General features: G+C 70.0%; 14 protein-coding genes, 1 tRNA gene and 1 riboswitch. Of the genes, 12 read left to right on the top strand and 3 right to left on the bottom strand.

Annotation, left to right across the window (positions count from 1 at the left end; all coding sequences use genetic code 11):
• Positions 1-67 precede the first annotated feature (67 nt).
• From ACFZDI_RS24880 to ACFZDI_RS24840, 9 genes are all read left to right on the top strand, one after another.
• Positions 68-1,357 (top strand): cytochrome P450, encoded by a 1,290-nt coding sequence (locus tag ACFZDI_RS24880; RefSeq protein WP_234846882.1) that lies wholly within the window; start codon positions 68-70, stop codon positions 1,355-1,357.
• Between the two features lie 140 nt (positions 1,358-1,497).
• Positions 1,498-2,469 carry a transglycosylase family protein gene (locus tag ACFZDI_RS24875; protein ID WP_234846883.1) on the top strand — a complete coding sequence of 324 codons (972 nt, stop codon included), beginning with the start codon at positions 1,498-1,500 and terminating at the stop codon, positions 2,467-2,469.
• 228 nt (positions 2,470-2,697) lie between these two features.
• Positions 2,698-2,864, top strand: a riboswitch (cyclic di-AMP (ydaO/yuaA leader).
• A 4-nt stretch (positions 2,865-2,868) separates the two neighbouring features.
• On the top strand, positions 2,869-3,561 hold the full coding sequence (locus ACFZDI_RS24870) for a transglycosylase family protein (protein WP_391253344.1): 693 nt from the start codon (positions 2,869-2,871) through the stop codon (positions 3,559-3,561).
• Positions 3,562-3,849: 288 nt separating this feature from the next.
• Complete coding sequence (eno, locus tag ACFZDI_RS24865; RefSeq protein ID WP_234846885.1) at positions 3,850-5,139, top strand: phosphopyruvate hydratase; 1,290 nt, start codon at positions 3,850-3,852, stop codon at positions 5,137-5,139.
• A gap of 125 nt (positions 5,140-5,264) precedes the next feature.
• The gene (locus ACFZDI_RS24860) at positions 5,265-5,741 is read left to right on the top strand and encodes a septum formation initiator family protein (protein ID WP_234846886.1); all 477 of its coding nucleotides are present in this window, start codon (positions 5,265-5,267) and stop codon (positions 5,739-5,741) included.
• Between the two features lie 53 nt (positions 5,742-5,794).
• Positions 5,795-6,325, top strand: coding sequence for a DUF501 domain-containing protein (locus ACFZDI_RS24855; RefSeq protein ID WP_234846887.1), 531 nt, complete (start codon positions 5,795-5,797; stop codon positions 6,323-6,325).
• Positions 6,322-7,263, top strand: a complete 942-nt coding sequence (locus tag ACFZDI_RS24850) for a Ppx/GppA phosphatase family protein (RefSeq protein WP_234846888.1) — start codon at positions 6,322-6,324, stop codon at positions 7,261-7,263. Before ACFZDI_RS24855 ends, ACFZDI_RS24850 begins: the two co-directional genes overlap by 4 nt.
• A gap of 420 nt (positions 7,264-7,683) precedes the next feature.
• On the top strand, positions 7,684-9,072 hold the full coding sequence (locus ACFZDI_RS24845) for an NAD(P)/FAD-dependent oxidoreductase (RefSeq protein WP_234846889.1): 1,389 nt from the start codon (positions 7,684-7,686) through the stop codon (positions 9,070-9,072).
• 300 nt (positions 9,073-9,372) lie between these two features.
• Positions 9,373-10,680, top strand: coding sequence for a class I SAM-dependent methyltransferase (locus tag ACFZDI_RS24840; RefSeq protein ID WP_391253341.1), 1,308 nt, complete (start codon positions 9,373-9,375; stop codon positions 10,678-10,680).
• 75 nt (positions 10,681-10,755) lie between these two features.
• Here the strand turns inward: ACFZDI_RS24840 and ACFZDI_RS24835 are convergent, their stop codons facing one another.
• Positions 10,756-13,290, bottom strand: coding sequence for an FtsX-like permease family protein (locus ACFZDI_RS24835; protein WP_391253339.1), 2,535 nt, complete (start codon positions 13,288-13,290; stop codon positions 10,756-10,758).
• 38 nt (positions 13,291-13,328) lie between these two features.
• Complete coding sequence (locus ACFZDI_RS24830; protein ID WP_391253337.1) at positions 13,329-14,099, bottom strand: ATP-binding cassette domain-containing protein; 771 nt, start codon at positions 14,097-14,099, stop codon at positions 13,329-13,331.
• 415 nt (positions 14,100-14,514) lie between these two features.
• On the opposite strand from ACFZDI_RS24830, the gene ACFZDI_RS24825 reads away from it, so the two are divergent.
• The 3 genes from ACFZDI_RS24825 (at position 14,515) to ACFZDI_RS24815 (ending at position 17,073) form a co-directional block, all read left to right on the top strand.
• Positions 14,515-14,601 (top strand) — tRNA-Leu (locus ACFZDI_RS24825).
• A gap of 176 nt (positions 14,602-14,777) precedes the next feature.
• Positions 14,778-16,004, top strand: a complete 1,227-nt coding sequence (locus ACFZDI_RS24820; protein ID WP_391253335.1) for a 4-hydroxybenzoate 3-monooxygenase — start codon at positions 14,778-14,780, stop codon at positions 16,002-16,004.
• A 157-nt stretch (positions 16,005-16,161) separates the two neighbouring features.
• Complete coding sequence (locus ACFZDI_RS24815; RefSeq protein ID WP_361117796.1) at positions 16,162-17,073, top strand: Bax inhibitor-1/YccA family protein; 912 nt, start codon at positions 16,162-16,164, stop codon at positions 17,071-17,073.
• A gap of 71 nt (positions 17,074-17,144) precedes the next feature.
• Here ACFZDI_RS24815 and ACFZDI_RS24810 read toward each other — a convergent pair whose 3' ends face one another.
• Positions 17,145-17,375 (bottom strand): DUF4287 domain-containing protein, encoded by a 231-nt coding sequence (locus tag ACFZDI_RS24810; RefSeq protein WP_234846895.1) that lies wholly within the window; start codon positions 17,373-17,375, stop codon positions 17,145-17,147.
• Positions 17,376-17,449 lie beyond the last annotated feature (74 nt).

Here is a 17,449-nt window from a genome sequence, read left to right as displayed (position 1 = left end):
CGGAGGCCGCTCGGCCGAGCCCCGACGCCGAGCGGGGGCACTGCCGGGAGCCGGATACGGTCGACGCGTGACCGACCAGCACAGGCCCAGCCCGCCCCCGCCCGCTCCCGACCTCTTCACCTGGGAGTTCGCGAGCGACCCCTACCCCGCCTACGCCTGGCTCCGCGAGCACAGCCCCGTCCACAGGACGCGGCTCCCGAGCGGGGTGGAGGCATGGCTGGTCACGCGGTACGCCGACGCCAAGCAGACACTCGCCGACCCCCGGCTGTCCAAGAACCCCGCGCACCACGACGAACCGGCGCACGCCAAGGGCAAGACGGGAATCCCCGGCGAGCGCAAGGCCGAGCTGATGACGCACCTGCTCAACATCGACCCGCCGGACCACACCCGGCTGCGGCGGCTCGTGTCCAAGGCGTTCACGCCCCGCCGGGTCGCCGAGTTCGCGCCACGGGTGCAGGAGCTCACCGACACCCTCATCGACGGCTTCGCGGCGAAGGGCTCCGCCGACCTGATCCACGAGTTCGCCTTCCCGCTGCCCATCTACGCCATCTGCGACCTGCTCGGCGTCCCGCGCGAGGACCAGGACGACTTCCGTGACTGGGCGGGCATGATGATCCGTCACCAGGGCGGGCCCAGGGGCGGTGTGGCGCGGTCGGTGAAGAAGATGCGCGGCTACCTCGCCGACCTCATCCACCGCAAGCGCGAGGCGCTCCCGGCCGAGCCCTCCCCCGGCGAGGACCTCATCTCCGGTCTGATCCGCGCCTCCGACCACGGCGAGCACCTCACCGAGAACGAGGCGGCGGCCATGGCCTTCATCCTGCTGTTCGCCGGTTTCGAGACCACCGTCAACCTCATCGGGAACGGCACGTACGCGCTGCTCACGCACCCCGGGCAGCGCGCCCGGCTCCAGGCGTCCCTCGCCGCCGGGGAGAGCGCCCTCCTGGAGACCGGCGTCGAGGAACTCCTCCGCTACGACGGCCCCGTCGAGCTCGCCACCTGGCGCTTCGCCACGCAGTCCCTCACCCTCGGCGGGCAGCGCATCGAGGAGGGCGACCCCGTCCTCGTCGTCCTGGCCGCCGCAGACCGGGACCCGGAGCGGTTCGCCGATCCGGAGGTCCTGGACCTCTCCCGCCGTGACAACCAGCACCTCGGGTACGGCCACGGCATCCACTACTGCCTCGGCGCCCCGCTCGCCCGCCTGGAGGGCCAGACCGCGCTCGCCACGCTCCTCACCCGGCTCCCGGACCTCCGGCTCGCCGTGGATCCGTCCGATTTGAGGTGGCGCGGCGGCCTCATCATGCGGGGGCTGCGCACCCTGCCGGTGGAGTTCGTACCCGGCAGCACCGGCCGAAGGTGACGAAACATCAGACCTGTGATCTTCACGTGATCTACGCGGCATGAACTTGTGACAAGTGATCGACTGCCGATACGTTCACCCATCAACGCGGCGGGGAATCACGCCGCGTCGGTCACTGCTGTCGCGCGAAAGGTCTCCGTATGCTCTCCGGGAACGGTCGGCACCGTCGCCCCCGCCAGGCTCCGGCTCTCCTCGTGGCGGCCGGAGTGACCGGCTCCGCCATCGCCATCCCCCTCCTCGGGGCCTCCGGCGCCAGCGCGGCCGACGGCACGACCTGGGACCGGGTCGCGGACTGCGAGACCGGCGGCGCCTGGAGCCAGAACAGTGGCAACGGCTACTACGGCGGCCTGCAGTTGTCCCAGGAGGACTGGGAGAACCACGGCGGCCTCGACTACGCCGCGAGCGCCGACCTGGCCAGCCGCTCCCAGCAGATAGCCGTGGCCGAGAGAATCCTCGCCGACCAGGGGGTCGGCGCGTGGCGCACCTGTGGCCTGCTCTCCGGCCTGGAGCAGGGCAAGGGATCGGATTCATCCGAATCCTCGGGATCATCAGACTCGTCCGATGAAGAAGTGGATTCGTCCGGTTTGCTCGACTCGCTCGGTTCGTCCCCTTCGGAGAGCGCATCCCCTTCCCCCTCGGCGTCGCCTGACGGGTCGTCGACCTCGAAGGATAAAAACGCCGATCCGGACAAGTCGCCCGAATCCACCGGCTCGTCCCAGGGTCGGCCGTCCGACGACTCCTCGTCGACCCCCTCGAAGAGTGACAAGTCCGACAGCTCGCAGTCCGCGGACGGCTCCTCGGAGTCGGCCGACGCCGGCTCCGGCCGTCACCGCGGACCCAGCGCCGACGAGACGCAGGCGCCCGGGGACGGCCGTACGGGTGAATCCACGGGCCGTCACGCCTCGCGCGGTGACGACAGCTCCCGGGACGCCTCCGAGGGCGCCTACATCGTGGGCGTCGGCGACAGCCTCTGGTCCATCGCCGACTCCCTTGAGGTCAGCGGCGGATGGCACGCGCTCTACGAGGGCAACGAGAAGGCCGTCGGTTCCGACCCGGACCTCATCCTCCCCGGTGAGAAGCTCACGGTCGAGGGCGAAGCGGACGAGAAGTAGCGGTTCGGGCAGTGCGGAAACCGGGGTGGAAGTCGCCCCGAAACCGCGCGAGTTAGCGCCCCGATTCGCGGCTGATGTCCCGTTTGGGTCCCGTGAGAGATAGATCTCAGAAGCCCTGATCGTCTTTGAAATTCCGTCGATCGCGTGTCTACGGTCGTGACCGCTCGCCACCGCGAGCCCCGGCTGCCGCAACGCCGAATCCTGCCAGCGGCCGCACGGGAACAGTCGTCGCGTCAAGCGCCGTAGGCAGGAGCGGGGGACCCAAGGTAGGTGCCCGACCGGCAGTTTGTGCCGGAAGGGCTTGGGGTGAAGCCGTGTCCCGGGAGGGACACGGCCGGGCAACTCAACCGGCCCGAACCCGACAGCTCACCTCGCAGGCGTCGGTGAGGGGATCCATCCATGCTGTTTTCCGGCAAGGGCAAGCACCGTCGTCCGTCCAAGACCACCCGTGCCGCCGCGCTCGCCGGCGTCACCGGTGTCGCCATCGCCGCCCCGCTGATGGCGGCCGGCAACGCCTCCGCCGCCACCGCCTCCGAGTGGGACGCGGTCGCCCAGTGCGAGTCCGGCGGCAACTGGTCCATCAACACCGGCAACGGCTACTACGGCGGTCTGCAGTTCTCCGCCTCCACCTGGGCCGCGTACGGCGGCACCCAGTACGCCTCCACCGCCGACAAGGCCAGCAAGGACCAGCAGATCCAGGTCGCCGAGAAGGTCCTGGCGAGCCAGGGCAAGGGCGCCTGGCCGGTCTGCGGCAAGGGCCTGTCGAGCGCCGGCTACACCGGCGGCTCCTCGAGCGACTCCGGCAGCTCCACGCAGCAGAGCCAGCAGAGCACCGAGTCCCGCGAGACCCAGCAGCAGCCGGCCTCCCGCTCCGACGAGCGCCCGGCGGCCAAGAAGACCGTCACCACCCCGACCGGCAAGAAGGTCAAGAAGGGCGACGGCGAGTACAAGGTCGTCAAGGGTGACACCCTCAGCTCGATCGCCGCGGACAAGAAGGTCAAGGGCGGCTGGGAGAAGCTCTTCGAGCTGAACAAGGACATCGTCGAGGACGCCAACCTCATCTACCCGGGCCAGCAGCTGCACCTGAAGTAAGCAGCGGCCCCCCCGGACCCTCCGGGGTCCGGCCCCCCACCCGGATCTTCCGGGGTCCACGGGCTCCCCGCCCCGGTGCGTCACCCCCCGTACGCACCGGGGCGGGGTTTTTTCGGCAACGCGCTTTGTTCCGTTCGGAAACAATTTACGCTCGGTTCTGTCCATGAGGTGGGCGACCCGGTGGCCGATCGCCCCGGGCCGGTTAGGCTCATGTCGCGAGCCACCGGGCCCGCACCTCGCCGGGTCCGCGCGACCCGCGTACCGCGTCACATCAAGAAGGAGATGCTCGTGCCGTCCATCGACGTCGTCGTAGCCCGGGAAATCCTGGACTCCCGAGGCAACCCCACGGTCGAGGTCGAGGTCGGCCTCGACGACGGCAGCACCGGTCGTGCCGCCGTCCCGTCCGGCGCCTCCACGGGCGCCTTCGAGGCCATCGAGCTCCGCGACGGCGACTCGAACCGCTACCTCGGCAAGGGCGTGGAGAAGGCCGTCCTCGCCGTCATCGAGCAGATCGGCCCGGAGCTGGTCGGCTATGACGCCACGGAGCAGCGCCTGATCGACCAGGCGATGTTCGACCTGGACGCCACCGACAACAAGGGCTCCCTCGGCGCCAACGCCATCCTCGGCGTCTCGCTCGCCGTCGCCCACGCCGCCTCCGAGGCCAGCGACCTGCCGCTGTTCCGCTACCTGGGCGGCCCCAACGCGCACCTGCTGCCGGTGCCGATGATGAACATCCTGAACGGCGGCTCGCACGCCGACTCCAACGTGGACATCCAGGAGTTCATGATCGCCCCGATCGGCGCGGAGTCCTTCTCCGAGGCGCTGCGCTGGGGTGCCGAGGTCTACCACACGCTGAAGAAGGTCCTGAAGAGCAAGGGCCTGGCCACCGGCCTCGGCGACGAGGGCGGCTTCGCCCCGAACCTCGGCTCCAACCGCGAGGCCCTCGACCTCATCCTCGAGGCCATCAAGGAAGCCGGCTACACCCCGGGCGAGCAGATCGCCCTGGCCCTCGACGTCGCCGCCTCCGAGTTCTACAAGGACGGCTCCTACACCTTCGAGGGCAAGACCCGCTCGGCCGCCGAGATGACCGAGTACTACGCGGAGCTCGTCGACGCGTACCCGCTCGTCTCCATCGAGGACCCGCTGTTCGAGGACGACTGGGAGGGCTGGAAGACCATCACCGCCAAGCTCGGTGACAAGGTCCAGCTCGTCGGCGACGACCTGTTCGTCACCAACCCGGAGCGCCTCGCCCGCGGCATCGAGGAGGGCGCGGCCAACGCGCTGCTCGTGAAGGTGAACCAGATCGGTTCGCTCACCGAGACCCTGGACGCCGTCGAGCTGGCTCAGCGCAACGGCTTCAAGTGCATGATGTCCCACCGCTCCGGCGAGACCGAGGACGTCACCATCGCCGACCTGGCCGTCGCCACCAACTGCGGCCAGATCAAGACCGGCGCCCCGGCCCGCTCCGAGCGCGTCGCCAAGTACAACCAGCTGCTGCGCATCGAGGAGATCCTCGACGACGCCGCGGTCTACGCCGGCCGCAGCGCCTTCCCGCGGTTTCGCTCTGCGAACCATTAAGCACGGCAAGGGCTGAACGACCCACCGGGTCGGGCCTGAGCCAGTCGTACGTACGTCCCCGTACCCGGTCCCGTACCGTGTCCGGGGACGTACGCGCGTAGGACGGTGGAGCGGGAGGCGGACAGATGGCCGTGAAGGACCGGGACCGGTTCTCCACCGCGACCAGGATCCGGTTGCTCGGCGAGCAGACCGCGGCCCGGGTCTACCGTTCCCAGACCAGGCGCCAGGCCCGCCGCTCGCGGCTGACCGGCCGGGCCGCGCTGCTCGCCCTGGTGATGTGCTCGCTGATCGTGGCCCTGGCCTACCCGATGCGGGAGTACGTCTCGCAGCGGGCCGAGATCGACGACCTGCAGCGCGAACAGCGGCAGGCCCGCGAGCGCGTCGAGCGGCTGCGCGACCTGAAGGCGCGCTGGCAGGACGACGCGTACGCCGAGCAGCAGATCCGGCAGCGGTTGCACTACGTGATGCCGGGGGAGACGGGCTTCATCGTCGTCGACCCGCACGCGGCGAAGCAGTCGCGCACCGACCTGGGGGCGGCCGACCGCCCCTGGTACTCCAACGTCTGGGACGGGGTCGACAAGGCCGACGCCTCCGACCGGTGACCCGAGCCCCAGCCAGTGACCTGAACCCAGAGAAAGACAGCCTGAAGACAGTCATGGAAACGCCCCCGCCGACCACCCCGCGCACCGAGCCGACCGACGCCGACGTCGAGGCCTTCAAGCAGCAGCTCGGTCGGCCCCCGCGCGGTCTGCGCGCGATCGCGCACCGCTGCCCGTGCGGACAGCCCGACGTCGTCGAGACGGCCCCCCGCCTGCCAGACGGCACGCCCTTCCCCACGCTGTACTACCTGACGTGCCCGAAGGCGAACTCGGCCATCGGCACGCTGGAGGCCAACGGCGTGATGAAGGAGATGACCGAGCGGCTGGCGTCGGACCCGGAGCTGGCCGCCGCCTACCGTGCCGCGCACGAGGACTACATCCGGCGCCGTGACGAGATCGAGGAGCTGAAGAACTTCCCGAGCGCGGGCGGCATGCCGGACCGGGTGAAGTGCCTGCACGTCCTGGTGGCGCACTCGCTGGCCGCGGGGCCGGGGGTGAACCCGCTGGGCGACGAGGCGCTGGCGATGCTGCCGGAGTGGTGGCGCAAGGGCACCTGTGTGACGACCGCCGAGGAGGCCGCCCAGTGACCCGTGTCGCCGCCGTGGACTGCGGTACGAACTCCATCCGGCTGCTGGTCGCCGAGGCCGACCCGGAGACCGGGGAGCTGACCGATCTGGACCGCCGGATGATGGTCGTGCGGCTCGGGCAGGGTGTCGACCGCACCGGCCGGCTCGCTCCCGAGGCGCTCGAGCGGACCTTCGCGGCGTGCCGCGAGTACGCCGGGATCATCAAGGAGCACGGCGCCGAGCGGCTGCGGTTCGTGGCGACGTCCGCGTCCCGGGACGCCGAGAACCGGGACGAGTTCGTGCGCGGCGTGCTGGACATCCTGGGCGTGGAGCCCGAGGTGATCACCGGGGACCAGGAGGCCGAGTTCTCCTTCACCGGCGCCACCAAGGAGCTCGCCGGGGACGACCGCCTCCCCAAGCCCTACCTGGTCGTCGACATCGGCGGCGGCTCGACCGAGTTCGTCGTGGGTGACGACCACGTCCGGGCGGCCCGCTCGGTGGACGTCGGCTGCGTCCGCATGACCGAGCGGCACCTGGTCCGGGACGGCGTGGTGAGCGACCCGCCGTCCGAGGAGCGGATCGCGGCGATGCGGGCCGACATCGAGGCCGCGCTGGACCTCGCCGAGCAGACGGTTCCGCTGCGCGAGGCGCGCACCCTGGTCGGCCTGGCCGGCTCCGTGACGACGGTGTCGGCGATCGCGCAGGGGCTGCCGGGGTACGACTCGGAGGCCATCCACCACTCCCGCGTCTCCTACGACCGGGTCCGCGAGATCACCGAGTGGCTGCTGCGCTCCACGCACGCCGAGCGGGCGGCCGTGCCCTCCATGCATCCGGGCCGGGTCGACGTGATCGGGGCGGGCGCCCTCGTCCTGCTGGCGATCATGGAGCGGATCGGGGCGCAGGAGGTCGTGGTGAGCGAGCACGACATCCTCGACGGCATTGCATGGTCGGTGGCGTAGCCCGCTTCTGAGCAGGCATGGATCACGAATGAGCGTCGCCGGGGGTCCCGACGGGCCCCCCGGCGACAGCCCGTCGGAAAAGTTCGTGAAGTTCTTCACAAGGAATTCGGCCCTCCCGGGCGACGAGAAGGGCCTCGTTGACCCGTCCGGGGGCTGAACGGCCCTTTGAACATGTTCAGAAGCATGGTATGGAGGTGTCCGGGAGGGTGCTCCGGGCGGTGCCCGCGGAGCACCTCACGGAGGCTTCCGCGGCACAGAGAGGCAGCTCACGCGGCATTGACAACGCTCCGGGGTGCATAAAGAAGCCCGGTTGTCACCATGACGTGGATCACGCGGGCCGCGGAGGATAGCACACACCCCACCCAAGCTTGTGAAGGGGCGCACGAGCCACCCCCCTGAGGCGGGTGGATACTCGATGCCATGAGCACCACGGAGCGTCCCAGGATCCTCGTAGTAGGCGGTGGGTACGTAGGCCTGTACGCAGCTCGGCGCATCCAGAAGAAGATGCGCTACGGCGAGGCGACCGTCACGGTCGTCGACCCCCGGTCGTACATGACCTACCAGCCCTTCCTCCCCGAAGCCGCCGCCGGCAACATCTCCCCGCGCCACGTCGTCGTCCCGCTGCGACGCGTGCTGCCCAAGGCGGAGGTGCTGACCGGCCGGGTCACCACCATCGACCAGGACCGCAAGGTCGCCACGGTCTCCCCGCTGGTCGGCGAGGCCTACGAGCTGCCCTTCGACTACCTGGTGATCGCGCTCGGCGCGGTCTCCCGCACCTTCCCGATCCCCGGCCTCGCCGAGCAGGGCATCGGCATGAAGGGCGTCGAGGAGGCCATCGGCCTGCGCAACCACGTCCTCGAGCAGCTCGACAAGGCCGACTCCACCACCGACGAGGAGATCCGCCGCAAGGCGCTCACCTTCGTCTTCGTGGGCGGCGGGTTCGCCGGTGCCGAGACCATCGGCGAGGTCGAGGACATGGCCCGCGACGCGGCGCAGTACTACAAGAACGTGTCCCGTGAGGACATGCGCTTCATCCTGGTCGACGCCGCCGACAAGATCCTCCCCGAGGTCGGACCCAAGCTCGGCAAGTACGGCAAGGAGCACCTCGAGGGCCGCGGTGTCGAGGTCTACCTGTCCACCTCCATGGACTCCTGCGTCGACGGCCACGTGGTGCTGAAGAACGGCCTCGAGGTCGACTCCAACACCATCGTGTGGACCGCCGGCGTCAAGCCCAACCCGGCCCTGGCCCGCTACGGCCTGCCGCTGGGCCCCCGCGGTCACGTCGACTGCGAGCCGACCCTCCAGGTCAAGGGCACCGACTACATCTGGGCCGCCGGCGACAACGCCCAGGTCCCGGACCTCGTCGGCCGCAAGGCGGGCAACGAGAACGCCTGGTGCCCGCCGAACGCCCAGCACGCGCTGCGCCAGGCCAAGGTCCTCGGCGACAACGTGGTCTCCGGCATGCGGGGCTTCCCGCAGAAGGAGTACAGCCACGCCAACAAGGGCGCCGTGGCCGGCCTCGGCCTCCACAAGGGCGTCGCGATGATCGTCATGGGCAAGATGAAGATCAAGCTCAAGGGCCGTCTCGCCTGGTACATGCACCGTGGCTACCACGGTCTGGCGATGCCGACCTGGAACCGCAAGATCCGCGTCTTCGCCGACTGGACCCTCGGCATGTTCCTCAAGCGCGAGGTCGTCTCGCTCGGCGCCATCGAGACGCCGCGCGAGGAGTTCTACGAGGCCGCCAAGCCGGCCCCGGTCGCCGCCGCGCCGAAGGAGAAGACCGAGGAGAAGGCCAAGGCCTCCTGACCTCCCGTCGGTCATCCGTCTGACGAAGGGCCTCCCGCCATCCGTGGTGCGGGAGGCCCTTCGGCGTGCCCGGAACCCTTTCGGCGCCCCAAGGCCCTTCGACGTGCCGCCGGGCCCTTCGGTGTGCCGGGGTGTCCCCGGCTGTCCCCGCAGTCCTTCGGCGCGTCAGGGCGCCGCGTCCGGCCGGGCGAAGGGGCGTTTTTGCCCAGACATGACGCGTGCCGGGGACTGCGACTGAGCCCCGCAGGTGTTTACGTGGTGTCGGACATTCCGGGATTCCCCGTCACGGAGGTGTACACCATGGCAGACGCCGCGTCGCGGCTGCAGGGCCTGTTCACACAGTTGCTGGGAGCGCCGCTCCCGGTGCGCATCCGCGCCTGGGACGGTTCGCAGTCCGGCCCGCCGGGTGCGCCGACCCTGGTCGTACGCAACCGCCGCGCGCTGCGCCGCCTGCTGTGGAAGCCGGGCGAACTGGGCCTGGCCCGCGCCTGGGTGGCGGGAGACCTCGACATCGGGGGCGACCTCTACACGACCCTCGATCTGCTGGCCGGTCTCATCTGGGAGCGCGGCGAGGACGCCCGCACCCTCGTCCAGGCCCTGCGCGATCCCGAGGTCCGCGCCGCCGTCCGCGGACTCGTCAAGCTCGCCGGGCCCCCGCTGCCGCCCGCCCCGCCCCGCGAGGAGATCCGCAGCGCCCGCCGCCACCTGCACACCAAACGCACCGACCGACGCGCCATCAGCCACCACTACGACGTCGGCAACGACTTCTACGAGATCGTCCTCGGCCCGTCGATGGTGTACTCCTGCGCCTACTGGCCCAGCCCGGACAGCACCCTCGAACAGGCCCAGCGGGACAAGCTCGAACTCGTCTGCCGCAAGCTCGGCCTGAGACCCGGCGGGCGGCTGCTGGACGTCGGCTGCGGCTGGGGCTCCATGGCCGTCCACGCCGCCCGCGAGCACGGTGTGAGCGTCGTCGGCGTCACCCTCTCCCAGGAGCAGGCCGCCTACGCCCGCAAGCGCGTCGCCGACGAGGGCCTCACCGACAAGGTCGAGATCCGCGTCCAGGACTACCGCGACGTCCGGGACGGCCCCTATGACGCCATCTCCTCCATCGGCATGGCCGAACACGTCGGCGCCGAGCGGTACCTGGAGTACGCCGCCGACCTGTACGACCTCCTCAAGCCCGGCGGGCGGCTGCTGAACCACCAGATCGCCCGCCGCCCGCAGCGCGACGAGACGGCGTACAGCGTCGACGCCTTCATCGACTCCTACGTCTTCCCCGACGGCGAGCTCCAGCCGATCGGCGCCACCGTGGCCCAACTGGAGCGCGCCGGGTTCGAGGTGCGCGACGTCGAGGCGATCCGCGAGCACTACGCCCTCACGCTGCGCCGGTGGGTGTCCCGCCTGGAAGCCGACTGGGAGCGGGCCGTGCGGCTGACCTCCCCCGGCCGCGCCCGCGTCTGGCGCCTGTACATGGCGGCCTCCGCCCTGGCCTTCGAACGCAACCGCATCGGCGTCAACCAGGTCCTGGCCGTCCGCACCCCGGAACCGGGCATCTCCGGGATGCCGTTGCGGGCCCGCACCTGGGGCGCGCCCGACCAGGACTGACCCGGGCACGACCGGAAGGGCCGGGCTCCCCGTGACGGGGAACCCGGCCCTTCGGCGTACCGCGCGGCGGCGAGGTCACTCCGCCTTGATCGCGTTCAGCATGTTCAGCCGCGCGGCGTTGCGGGCCGGCCACATCGCGGCCAGGACGCCGACCAGACCGGCCAGCACCAGGAAGATCCCGATCCGGTCCCAGGGCAGGACCAGCGCGTACCCCGGGATCTGGTCGGCGAAGGTCTCGCCGATCGCCCAGCCGAGGAACGCCCCGAGACCGATGCCGACCACCGCGCCGAACACCGAGATGACGACGGCCTCCAGCCGGACCATCCGCTTCACCCGGCGCCGGTCCAGGCCGATGGCGCGCAGCATGCCGATCTCCTGCTGCCGCTCGAAGACCGACATGGCGAGGGTGTTGACCACGCCCAGCACCGCGATGATCAGGGCCATCGCCAGCAGGCCGTACATGACGTTCAGCAGGGTGTTGATGGCGCCGCCGAACTCGTTGCGGATGTCCTGCCGGTCCATCACGGTGATCGCGGGGTTGTCGCCCAGCGCGTCGACGAGGACCTTCTCGTTCGCCGCCGACTGGCCGCCGTCGACCTTCACGAAGATCTGCCGGATGGACGGCTTCGTCTCGTGCCGGTCCACGATCTTCCGGTCCACGAGGACGGGGGAGAGGAACTCGGTGTCCTTGTAGACGGCGCCGACCGTCAGTTCGGCCTTCTTCTCGTCGCCGAAGGTGACGCGGACGGTGTCGCCGGTCTTCCAGCCCCTGCTCTTCGCCGTCTTCTCGGCGACCGCGATCCGGCCCTCGGCGAGGGAGTCCGCGCTGCCGCTGACGACGTCGACGGTCAGGACCTTCCCGATGTCGCCGGGGGTGACGGCCGAGGCGGAGACGAAGTCGTCGCCGTCGACCTGCAAGTAGGCGTCCTGCTGCGGCGAGACCGCGGACACGCCCTTGGCCTTCTCCAGCGCGGTCAGGGCCGAGCCGTCGAGGTCACCGCCGTTGGCCATCGAGACCATGTAGTCGGCCTTGATGTTGTCGGTGGTCATCTTGTCGATGGCCGTGCCGACCGTGATGCCGAGCACCGACAGGCCGGTCACCAGCGTCAGTCCGATGGCCAGCGCCGAGGCGGTGGCGCCGGTACGGCGCGGGTTGCGGACCGCGTTCTGCCCGGCCAGCTTGCCGGCCACCCCGAAGGGGCCGACGAGCAGCGGACGGACGAGCGCGATCACGGGCCGGGACAGCAGCGGAATCAGGATGATCACGCCGATCAGCGCGAAGAAGGCGCCCGCCCCGATGTACATGCGGCCGTCGTCGCCGCCGGTCGAGGCGCCCGCCACGATCCCCATGGCACCGAGGGCGGTGACGACCGCGCCGATGGAGTTGCGCAGCACCAGCGACTTGGTGGTGGCCACCGCGTGGACGCTGTTCATGGCCGCCACCGGCGGGATCTTCGCGGCCCGGCGGCCGGGCAGCCAGGCGGCGAACGTCGTGATCAGCACGCCCACCGCGAGCGCCGCGATCACCGGCGTGGCGGACAGGATCAGCGGACCGTCCGGCATCTTCATGTCGAACGCGGCCATGCCGGAGCGCAGTCCGACGGCCAGGCCGATGCCGAGAACGAAACCGACGGCCGAGGCGGCCAACCCCACCAGCGCGGCCTCGGCGAGCACCGAGCGGGTGATCTGCTTGCGGGACGCGCCGACGGCGCGCATCAGGGCGATCTCCTTGGTGCGCTGGGCGACCAGCATCGTGAACGTGTTGGAGATCAGGAAGATCCCCACGAAGAGCGCGATGCCCGCGAAGCCGAGCAGGACCTGCTTGAGGTTGCCCATGCCCTGCTCGATCTGCTCGGCCTGCTCGTCGGCGAGCGCCTTGCCGGTCCGCGCCTCGGCGGCCTCCGGCAGCAGCGGCTTGACCGCCTCCAGGATCCTCGTGTCGTTCGCCCCGGGGGCGGCGGTGACGGTGACGCTCTCGAAGTAGCCCGGCTCGAGGTACTGCTTCTGGGCGACGGCGGTGTCGAAGAGGACGAGGCTGCCGCCGGCGTTGACGGCACCGTCCTCGGTGGTGAACACACCGCTGAGGGTGTACTCCTTCACCGGCCCGTTGGTCGCGACGCGCACCCGGTCGCCGACCTTGTACTCGCCCTTGGCGGCGGACTCCTCGTCCAGGGCGATCTGGTCGTCCTTCACCGGGCCGGAGCCGCCGGTGAACGTGTAGGCGGCGTCCTTGCCGTCCTTGCCGGGGGCGAAGTTGGAGCCCTTGTTGGACCAGCCGACGCCGATCAGCTTCCCGTCGGGGTCGGCGACACCGGCGAAGCCCTCGACACGGCCGTACACCCCTGCCACGCCGTCCACCGCGGAGATCCTGTCGAGGACCTTGCCGGGCAGGCCCGGCTCCTGCTCGGGGTCGTCCGGGTCGGCGTACGAGGAGACGGAGACGGCGACGTCGTCGTAGCTCTTCGCCGACTGGCTGCGGAAGGCGTTGGAGAGGGTGTCGGCGAAGACCAGGGTGCCGGAGACGAATGCGACGCCGAGCATTACGGCGAGCACGGTCATCAGGAGCCGGGCCTTGTGTGCGAGCACATTGCGCAAGGCGGTACGGAACATGGGTTCTTCTTCTCAGTCCTGTCGGTCCTGACGGGGGATCAGCTGGTGCGGCCCTTGGCGTCGAACGCCTTCATGCGGTCGAGCACGGAGTCGGCCGTCGGGCCGTGCATCTCGTCGACGACCCGGCCGTCCGCCAGGAAGATCACCCGGTCCGCGTAGGCCGCGGCGACCGGGTCGTGCGTCACCATGACCACCGTCTGGCCCAGCTCCCGCACGGAGTTGCGCAGGAAGCCCAGCACCTCGGCGCCCGAGCGCGAGTCGAGGTTTCCGGTGGGCTCGTCCCCGAAGATGATCTCGGGCCGGGACGCCAGCGCCCGGGCCACGGCGACGCGTTGCTGCTGACCGCCGGACAGCTGGGACGGCCGGTGGCCCAGCCGGTCCGCCAGGCCGATCATCTTGATGACGGAGTCCAGCCACTGCTTGTCCGGCTTGCGACCGGCGATGTCCATCGGAAGGGTGATGTTCTCCAGGGCCGTGAGGGTCGGCAGCAGGTTGAACGCCTGGAAGATGAAGCCGATCTTGTCCCGGCGCAGCTTGGTCAGCTGCTTGTCCTTCAGCGAGCCGAGCTCGGTGTCACCGATGCGCACCGACCCGGAGGAGAAGGTGTCGAGGCCGGCCACGCAGTGCATCAGGGTGGACTTGCCGGAGCCGGACGGGCCCATGATCGCGGTGAACTCGGCCTGCCGGAAGTCGACGGAGACGCGGTCCAGGGCGACCACCTGGGTCTCACCCTGCCCGTAGATCTTCGACAGATCCGTGGCGCGCGCGGCCGCTGCGGTGGCCCGGTCGGTGAGGGGGGCGGTGGTCACGGGATGGCTCTCCTGTCGGACGACGGTGAGGGGGAAGGACGTGTTCCATCGTCCGGGTCCCTCGCCGCCGTGTAGTCACCCGTTGTTCCGGTTCCGAAGGCCGACTCCAGTCTGACCGTACGGGGGCGTCTCATACCTGGGGATGACGAACACCCCTGAGGGGCCCCGGTGTCGGGAAGGGATGCGTCCGGGTGTCGAGAACAGGTGGAGTGCCCTTGTTCGGGCGGTGAAATTCCGTCATTCCGCATACGCGGCCGACCGCCGCACGCAAGGCTACTGGCAAGTGCGGATGGCGTGCTCCGTGTGCTGATGCACCCTCAGACGTCAATAAAATAAGACAACATCGGTCCACGCTTCCGCTGTTCGGGGGACCCGTCCGGATAGTCTCGGAACCTCGATGCGGAGCCCACGGCCTGCCCGGATGGTGGAATGCAGACACGGCGAGCTTAAACCTCGCTGCCCCTTCGCGGGCGTGCCGGTTCGAGTCCGGCTCCGGGCACCATCCGATCCCTGTGTGGTCCATTGAAGAGTTCACGACGCGCCCGTTGACAGCGGCACCGTGCCGTCGGAGACTCACACGCACCTGGTGAAAGAAATTTCACCTGACGAACGTACGGACATGGCGAACCTGCCGAGCATGACGGACACCGTCGAGCGTGGATGAGAAGAGGTCGTCCGATGCGCACCACCGTCGGCATCATCGGAGCGGGCCCCGCCGGCCTCCTCCTCGCCCGGCTGCTCCACAACGCCGGCATCGATTCGGTCGTCCTGGAGAGCCGCGACCGCTCCTACGTCGAACGGCGCCAGCGCGCCGGGATCCTGGAGCAGGGCACGGCGGACGTGCTGCGGACGGCCGGTGCCGGGGAGCGCATGGACCGCGAGGGACTGCGCCACGACGGCATCGAGCTCCGCTTCGACCGCAGGCGCCACCGCGTCGACTTCCCCGCCCTCACCGGCGGGCGGTCCGTGACGGTCTACGCCCAGACCGAGGTCTGCAAGGACCTCATCGCCCTCCAGTTGCGCCAGGGCGGACCCCTGCTCTTCGGGGCCGAGGCACTGGCCGTGGAGGACGCCGGCACCGACGCCCCGCGGGTCCGCTTCCGGCACGAGGGCCGCGAGGACGTCCTGGAGTGCTCCTACGTCGTCGGCTGCGACGGCTTCCGGGGCGTGGCCCGCAAGGCGATCCCCGCCGGGCTGAGCCGGGTCTTCGAGCGGACGTACCCCTTCGGATGGCTCGGCATCCTCGCCGACGTGCCGCCCTCCCACGACGAGCTCGTCTACGCCCGCCACGACCGCGGCTTCGCCCTGCTCTCCATGCGCCCACGCGTCACCCGCCGCCACCCTTCCGAGGAAGTCGCCGCGCTCCCCGTCGAATCCTTCGTCTCCCGCCTCTACCTCCAGGTGCCCGACGGCACCGACGCCGGGGCGTGGGCCGACGAGGAGATCTGGGACGAGCTGGAACGCCGGGTCGAAACCGCCGACGACTGGCGCCTGGAGCGCGGCCCGGTCACCCAGAAGTCGGTCACCCCCATGCGCTCCTACGTCCACGAGCCCATGCGTCACGGCCGTCTCTTCCTCGCCGGCGACGCGGCGCACATCGTCCCGCCGACCGGCGCCAAGGGCCTCAACCTCGCCGTCGGTGACGTCGTGACCTTCGCACGGGCCTTGACGCACCAGCAGGAGACCGGATCGGCGGAGCTGCTCGACGCCTACTCGGCGACCTGCCTGCGACGGGTCTGGCAGGCCGAGCGGTTCTCCTACGACATGACGACCCTGCTGCACCGCGCACCCGGCGCGACGCCCTTCGAGGACCGGCTCCAGCTCGCCCGGCTGGAGCGGATCGCGACCTCCCGCGCCGCCGGGACGGACCTGGCGGAGGCGTACACGGGCTTCCCGTTCGGCTGAACCCGCGACGCCCCCCTCCGGTGAGGGGAATCACCCCGCCACGTAGCGTGTTGCGCAGCATGACGAGGGAAAGATCCTCCCCAAGCAGTAGGGTCATTCCTTTGCCTACCTATTACTCTTGAGCCAAGGCCACGCCTGGTGGCCATGGAGGAGTGAAATGAGGAGCAGAAACCCGGTCTTCTCGCGACGGGGGTTCAGCCGCGACAACGGCTACGCGGGCTTCAACACCGCGCCGCAGGCCGGGGGTCCCGCTGTCGCCACCCAGGGCAACCCGTACGCCCAGCCGACGGGCAACCCGTACGCGCAGAACCCGTACGCGCAGAACCCTTACGCCCAGCAGCAGGACCTGCAGTACGGCGCGCCGCCGCAGGCCCCGGCCACCACCGGCCGGATGACCATCGACGACGTCGTCCTGCGCACGGCGAGCACGCTCGGTGTGCTCATCCTCACCGCAGCGCTCTCCTGGGCCCTGCTGCCGGTCGACGACGCCAACATCAGCCGTAGCTACGGCATCGGTATCGGCGCCGCCCTGATCGGCATGGTCCTGGCGTTCGTGCAGTCCTTCAAGCGCAAGGCCTCGCCGGCGCTGATCCTGACGTACGCCGCGTTCGAGGGTGTGTTCCTCGGCGTCGTCTCCAACATCGTCGACAGCCGCATCGCCGACGGTGCGGCCATGCAGGCCGTGATCGGCACCATGGCGGTCTTCGCCGGTGTGCTGATCGCGTACAAGGCCGGCTGGATCCGCGTCAACCGCCGCTTCTACGGCTTCGTGATGGCGGCCGCGCTCGGCTTCATCCTGCTGATGACCGTGAACCTGCTGTTCGCGGTGTTCGGCGGCGGTGACGGCCTCGGCTTCCGCAGTGGTGCCCTCGGCGTCGTCTTCGGCGTCATCGGCATCATCCTCGGCGCCTGCTTCCTCGCCCTGGACTTCAAGCAGGTCGAGGACGGCATCGCCTACGGTGCCCCGCGCGAGGAGGCCTGGCTCGCGGCCTTCGGCCTCACGCTGACGCTGGTGTGGATCTACCTGGAGTTCCTGAGGCTCCTTTCGATCCTCAACAGCAGCGACTAGTTTTCGACGGTCGTAGCGCGAAGGGCCCCGGCTTCGGCCGGGGCCCTTCGTCGTCGGGGGGAGGACGCGCGCTAGACGAGTTTGCGCGCGGCCCTCCTCAGGTCGTACTCGTGGACGATCGCCTTGGCGTGACCGTAAGCGAGGTTGTGTTCGTGCCGGAGCCAGCTGACCTTTTCCTCGAAGCGGAAGAGCGCCGGGCCTTCGTCGACGGTGCGCAACCAGTCGGAGATCTCACGACCGGTGCAGTGCGGGATGCGGGCGAGCATGTTGCGATGGGTCTCTTCGGAGAAGACTTGGGACATCGGCGCCTCCGGACGCTGGGATGTAAGCCGGTCCTTGAGGTCACGGTGCCTGAGTGTTCGCCCGTTGGCAACAG

Source organism: Streptomyces sp. NPDC007907 (genome assembly GCF_042959365.1).
GTDB classification, from domain to species: domain Bacteria; phylum Actinomycetota; class Actinomycetes; order Streptomycetales; family Streptomycetaceae; genus Streptomyces; species Streptomyces indiaensis.
Note: the sequence above shows the minus strand (reverse complement) of the source record. Positions and strands in the feature narration are given on the sequence as shown.

Excerpts from the sequence above, each read along its gene's own strand:
- ACFZDI_RS24855 (WP_234846887.1), top strand. The coding sequence starts at position 5,795 with ATGGAAACGCCCCCGCCGACCACCCCGCGCACCGAGCCGACCGACGCC.
- ACFZDI_RS24870 (WP_391253344.1), top strand. The coding sequence starts at position 2,869 with ATGCTGTTTTCCGGCAAGGGCAAGCACCGTCGTCCGTCCAAGACCACC.
- ACFZDI_RS24820 (WP_391253335.1), top strand. The coding sequence starts at position 14,778 with ATGCGCACCACCGTCGGCATCATCGGAGCGGGCCCCGCCGGCCTCCTC.
- ACFZDI_RS24875 (WP_234846883.1), top strand. The coding sequence starts at position 1,498 with ATGCTCTCCGGGAACGGTCGGCACCGTCGCCCCCGCCAGGCTCCGGCT.
- ACFZDI_RS24810 (WP_234846895.1), bottom strand. The coding sequence starts at position 17,375 with ATGTCCCAAGTCTTCTCCGAAGAGACCCATCGCAACATGCTCGCCCGC.
- ACFZDI_RS24840 (WP_391253341.1), top strand. The coding sequence starts at position 9,373 with ATGGCAGACGCCGCGTCGCGGCTGCAGGGCCTGTTCACACAGTTGCTG.
- ACFZDI_RS24845 (WP_234846889.1), top strand. The coding sequence starts at position 7,684 with ATGAGCACCACGGAGCGTCCCAGGATCCTCGTAGTAGGCGGTGGGTAC.
- ACFZDI_RS24835 (WP_391253339.1), bottom strand. The coding sequence starts at position 13,290 with ATGTTCCGTACCGCCTTGCGCAATGTGCTCGCACACAAGGCCCGGCTC.
- ACFZDI_RS24860 (WP_234846886.1), top strand. The coding sequence starts at position 5,265 with ATGGCCGTGAAGGACCGGGACCGGTTCTCCACCGCGACCAGGATCCGG.
- ACFZDI_RS24815 (WP_361117796.1), top strand. The coding sequence starts at position 16,162 with ATGAGGAGCAGAAACCCGGTCTTCTCGCGACGGGGGTTCAGCCGCGAC.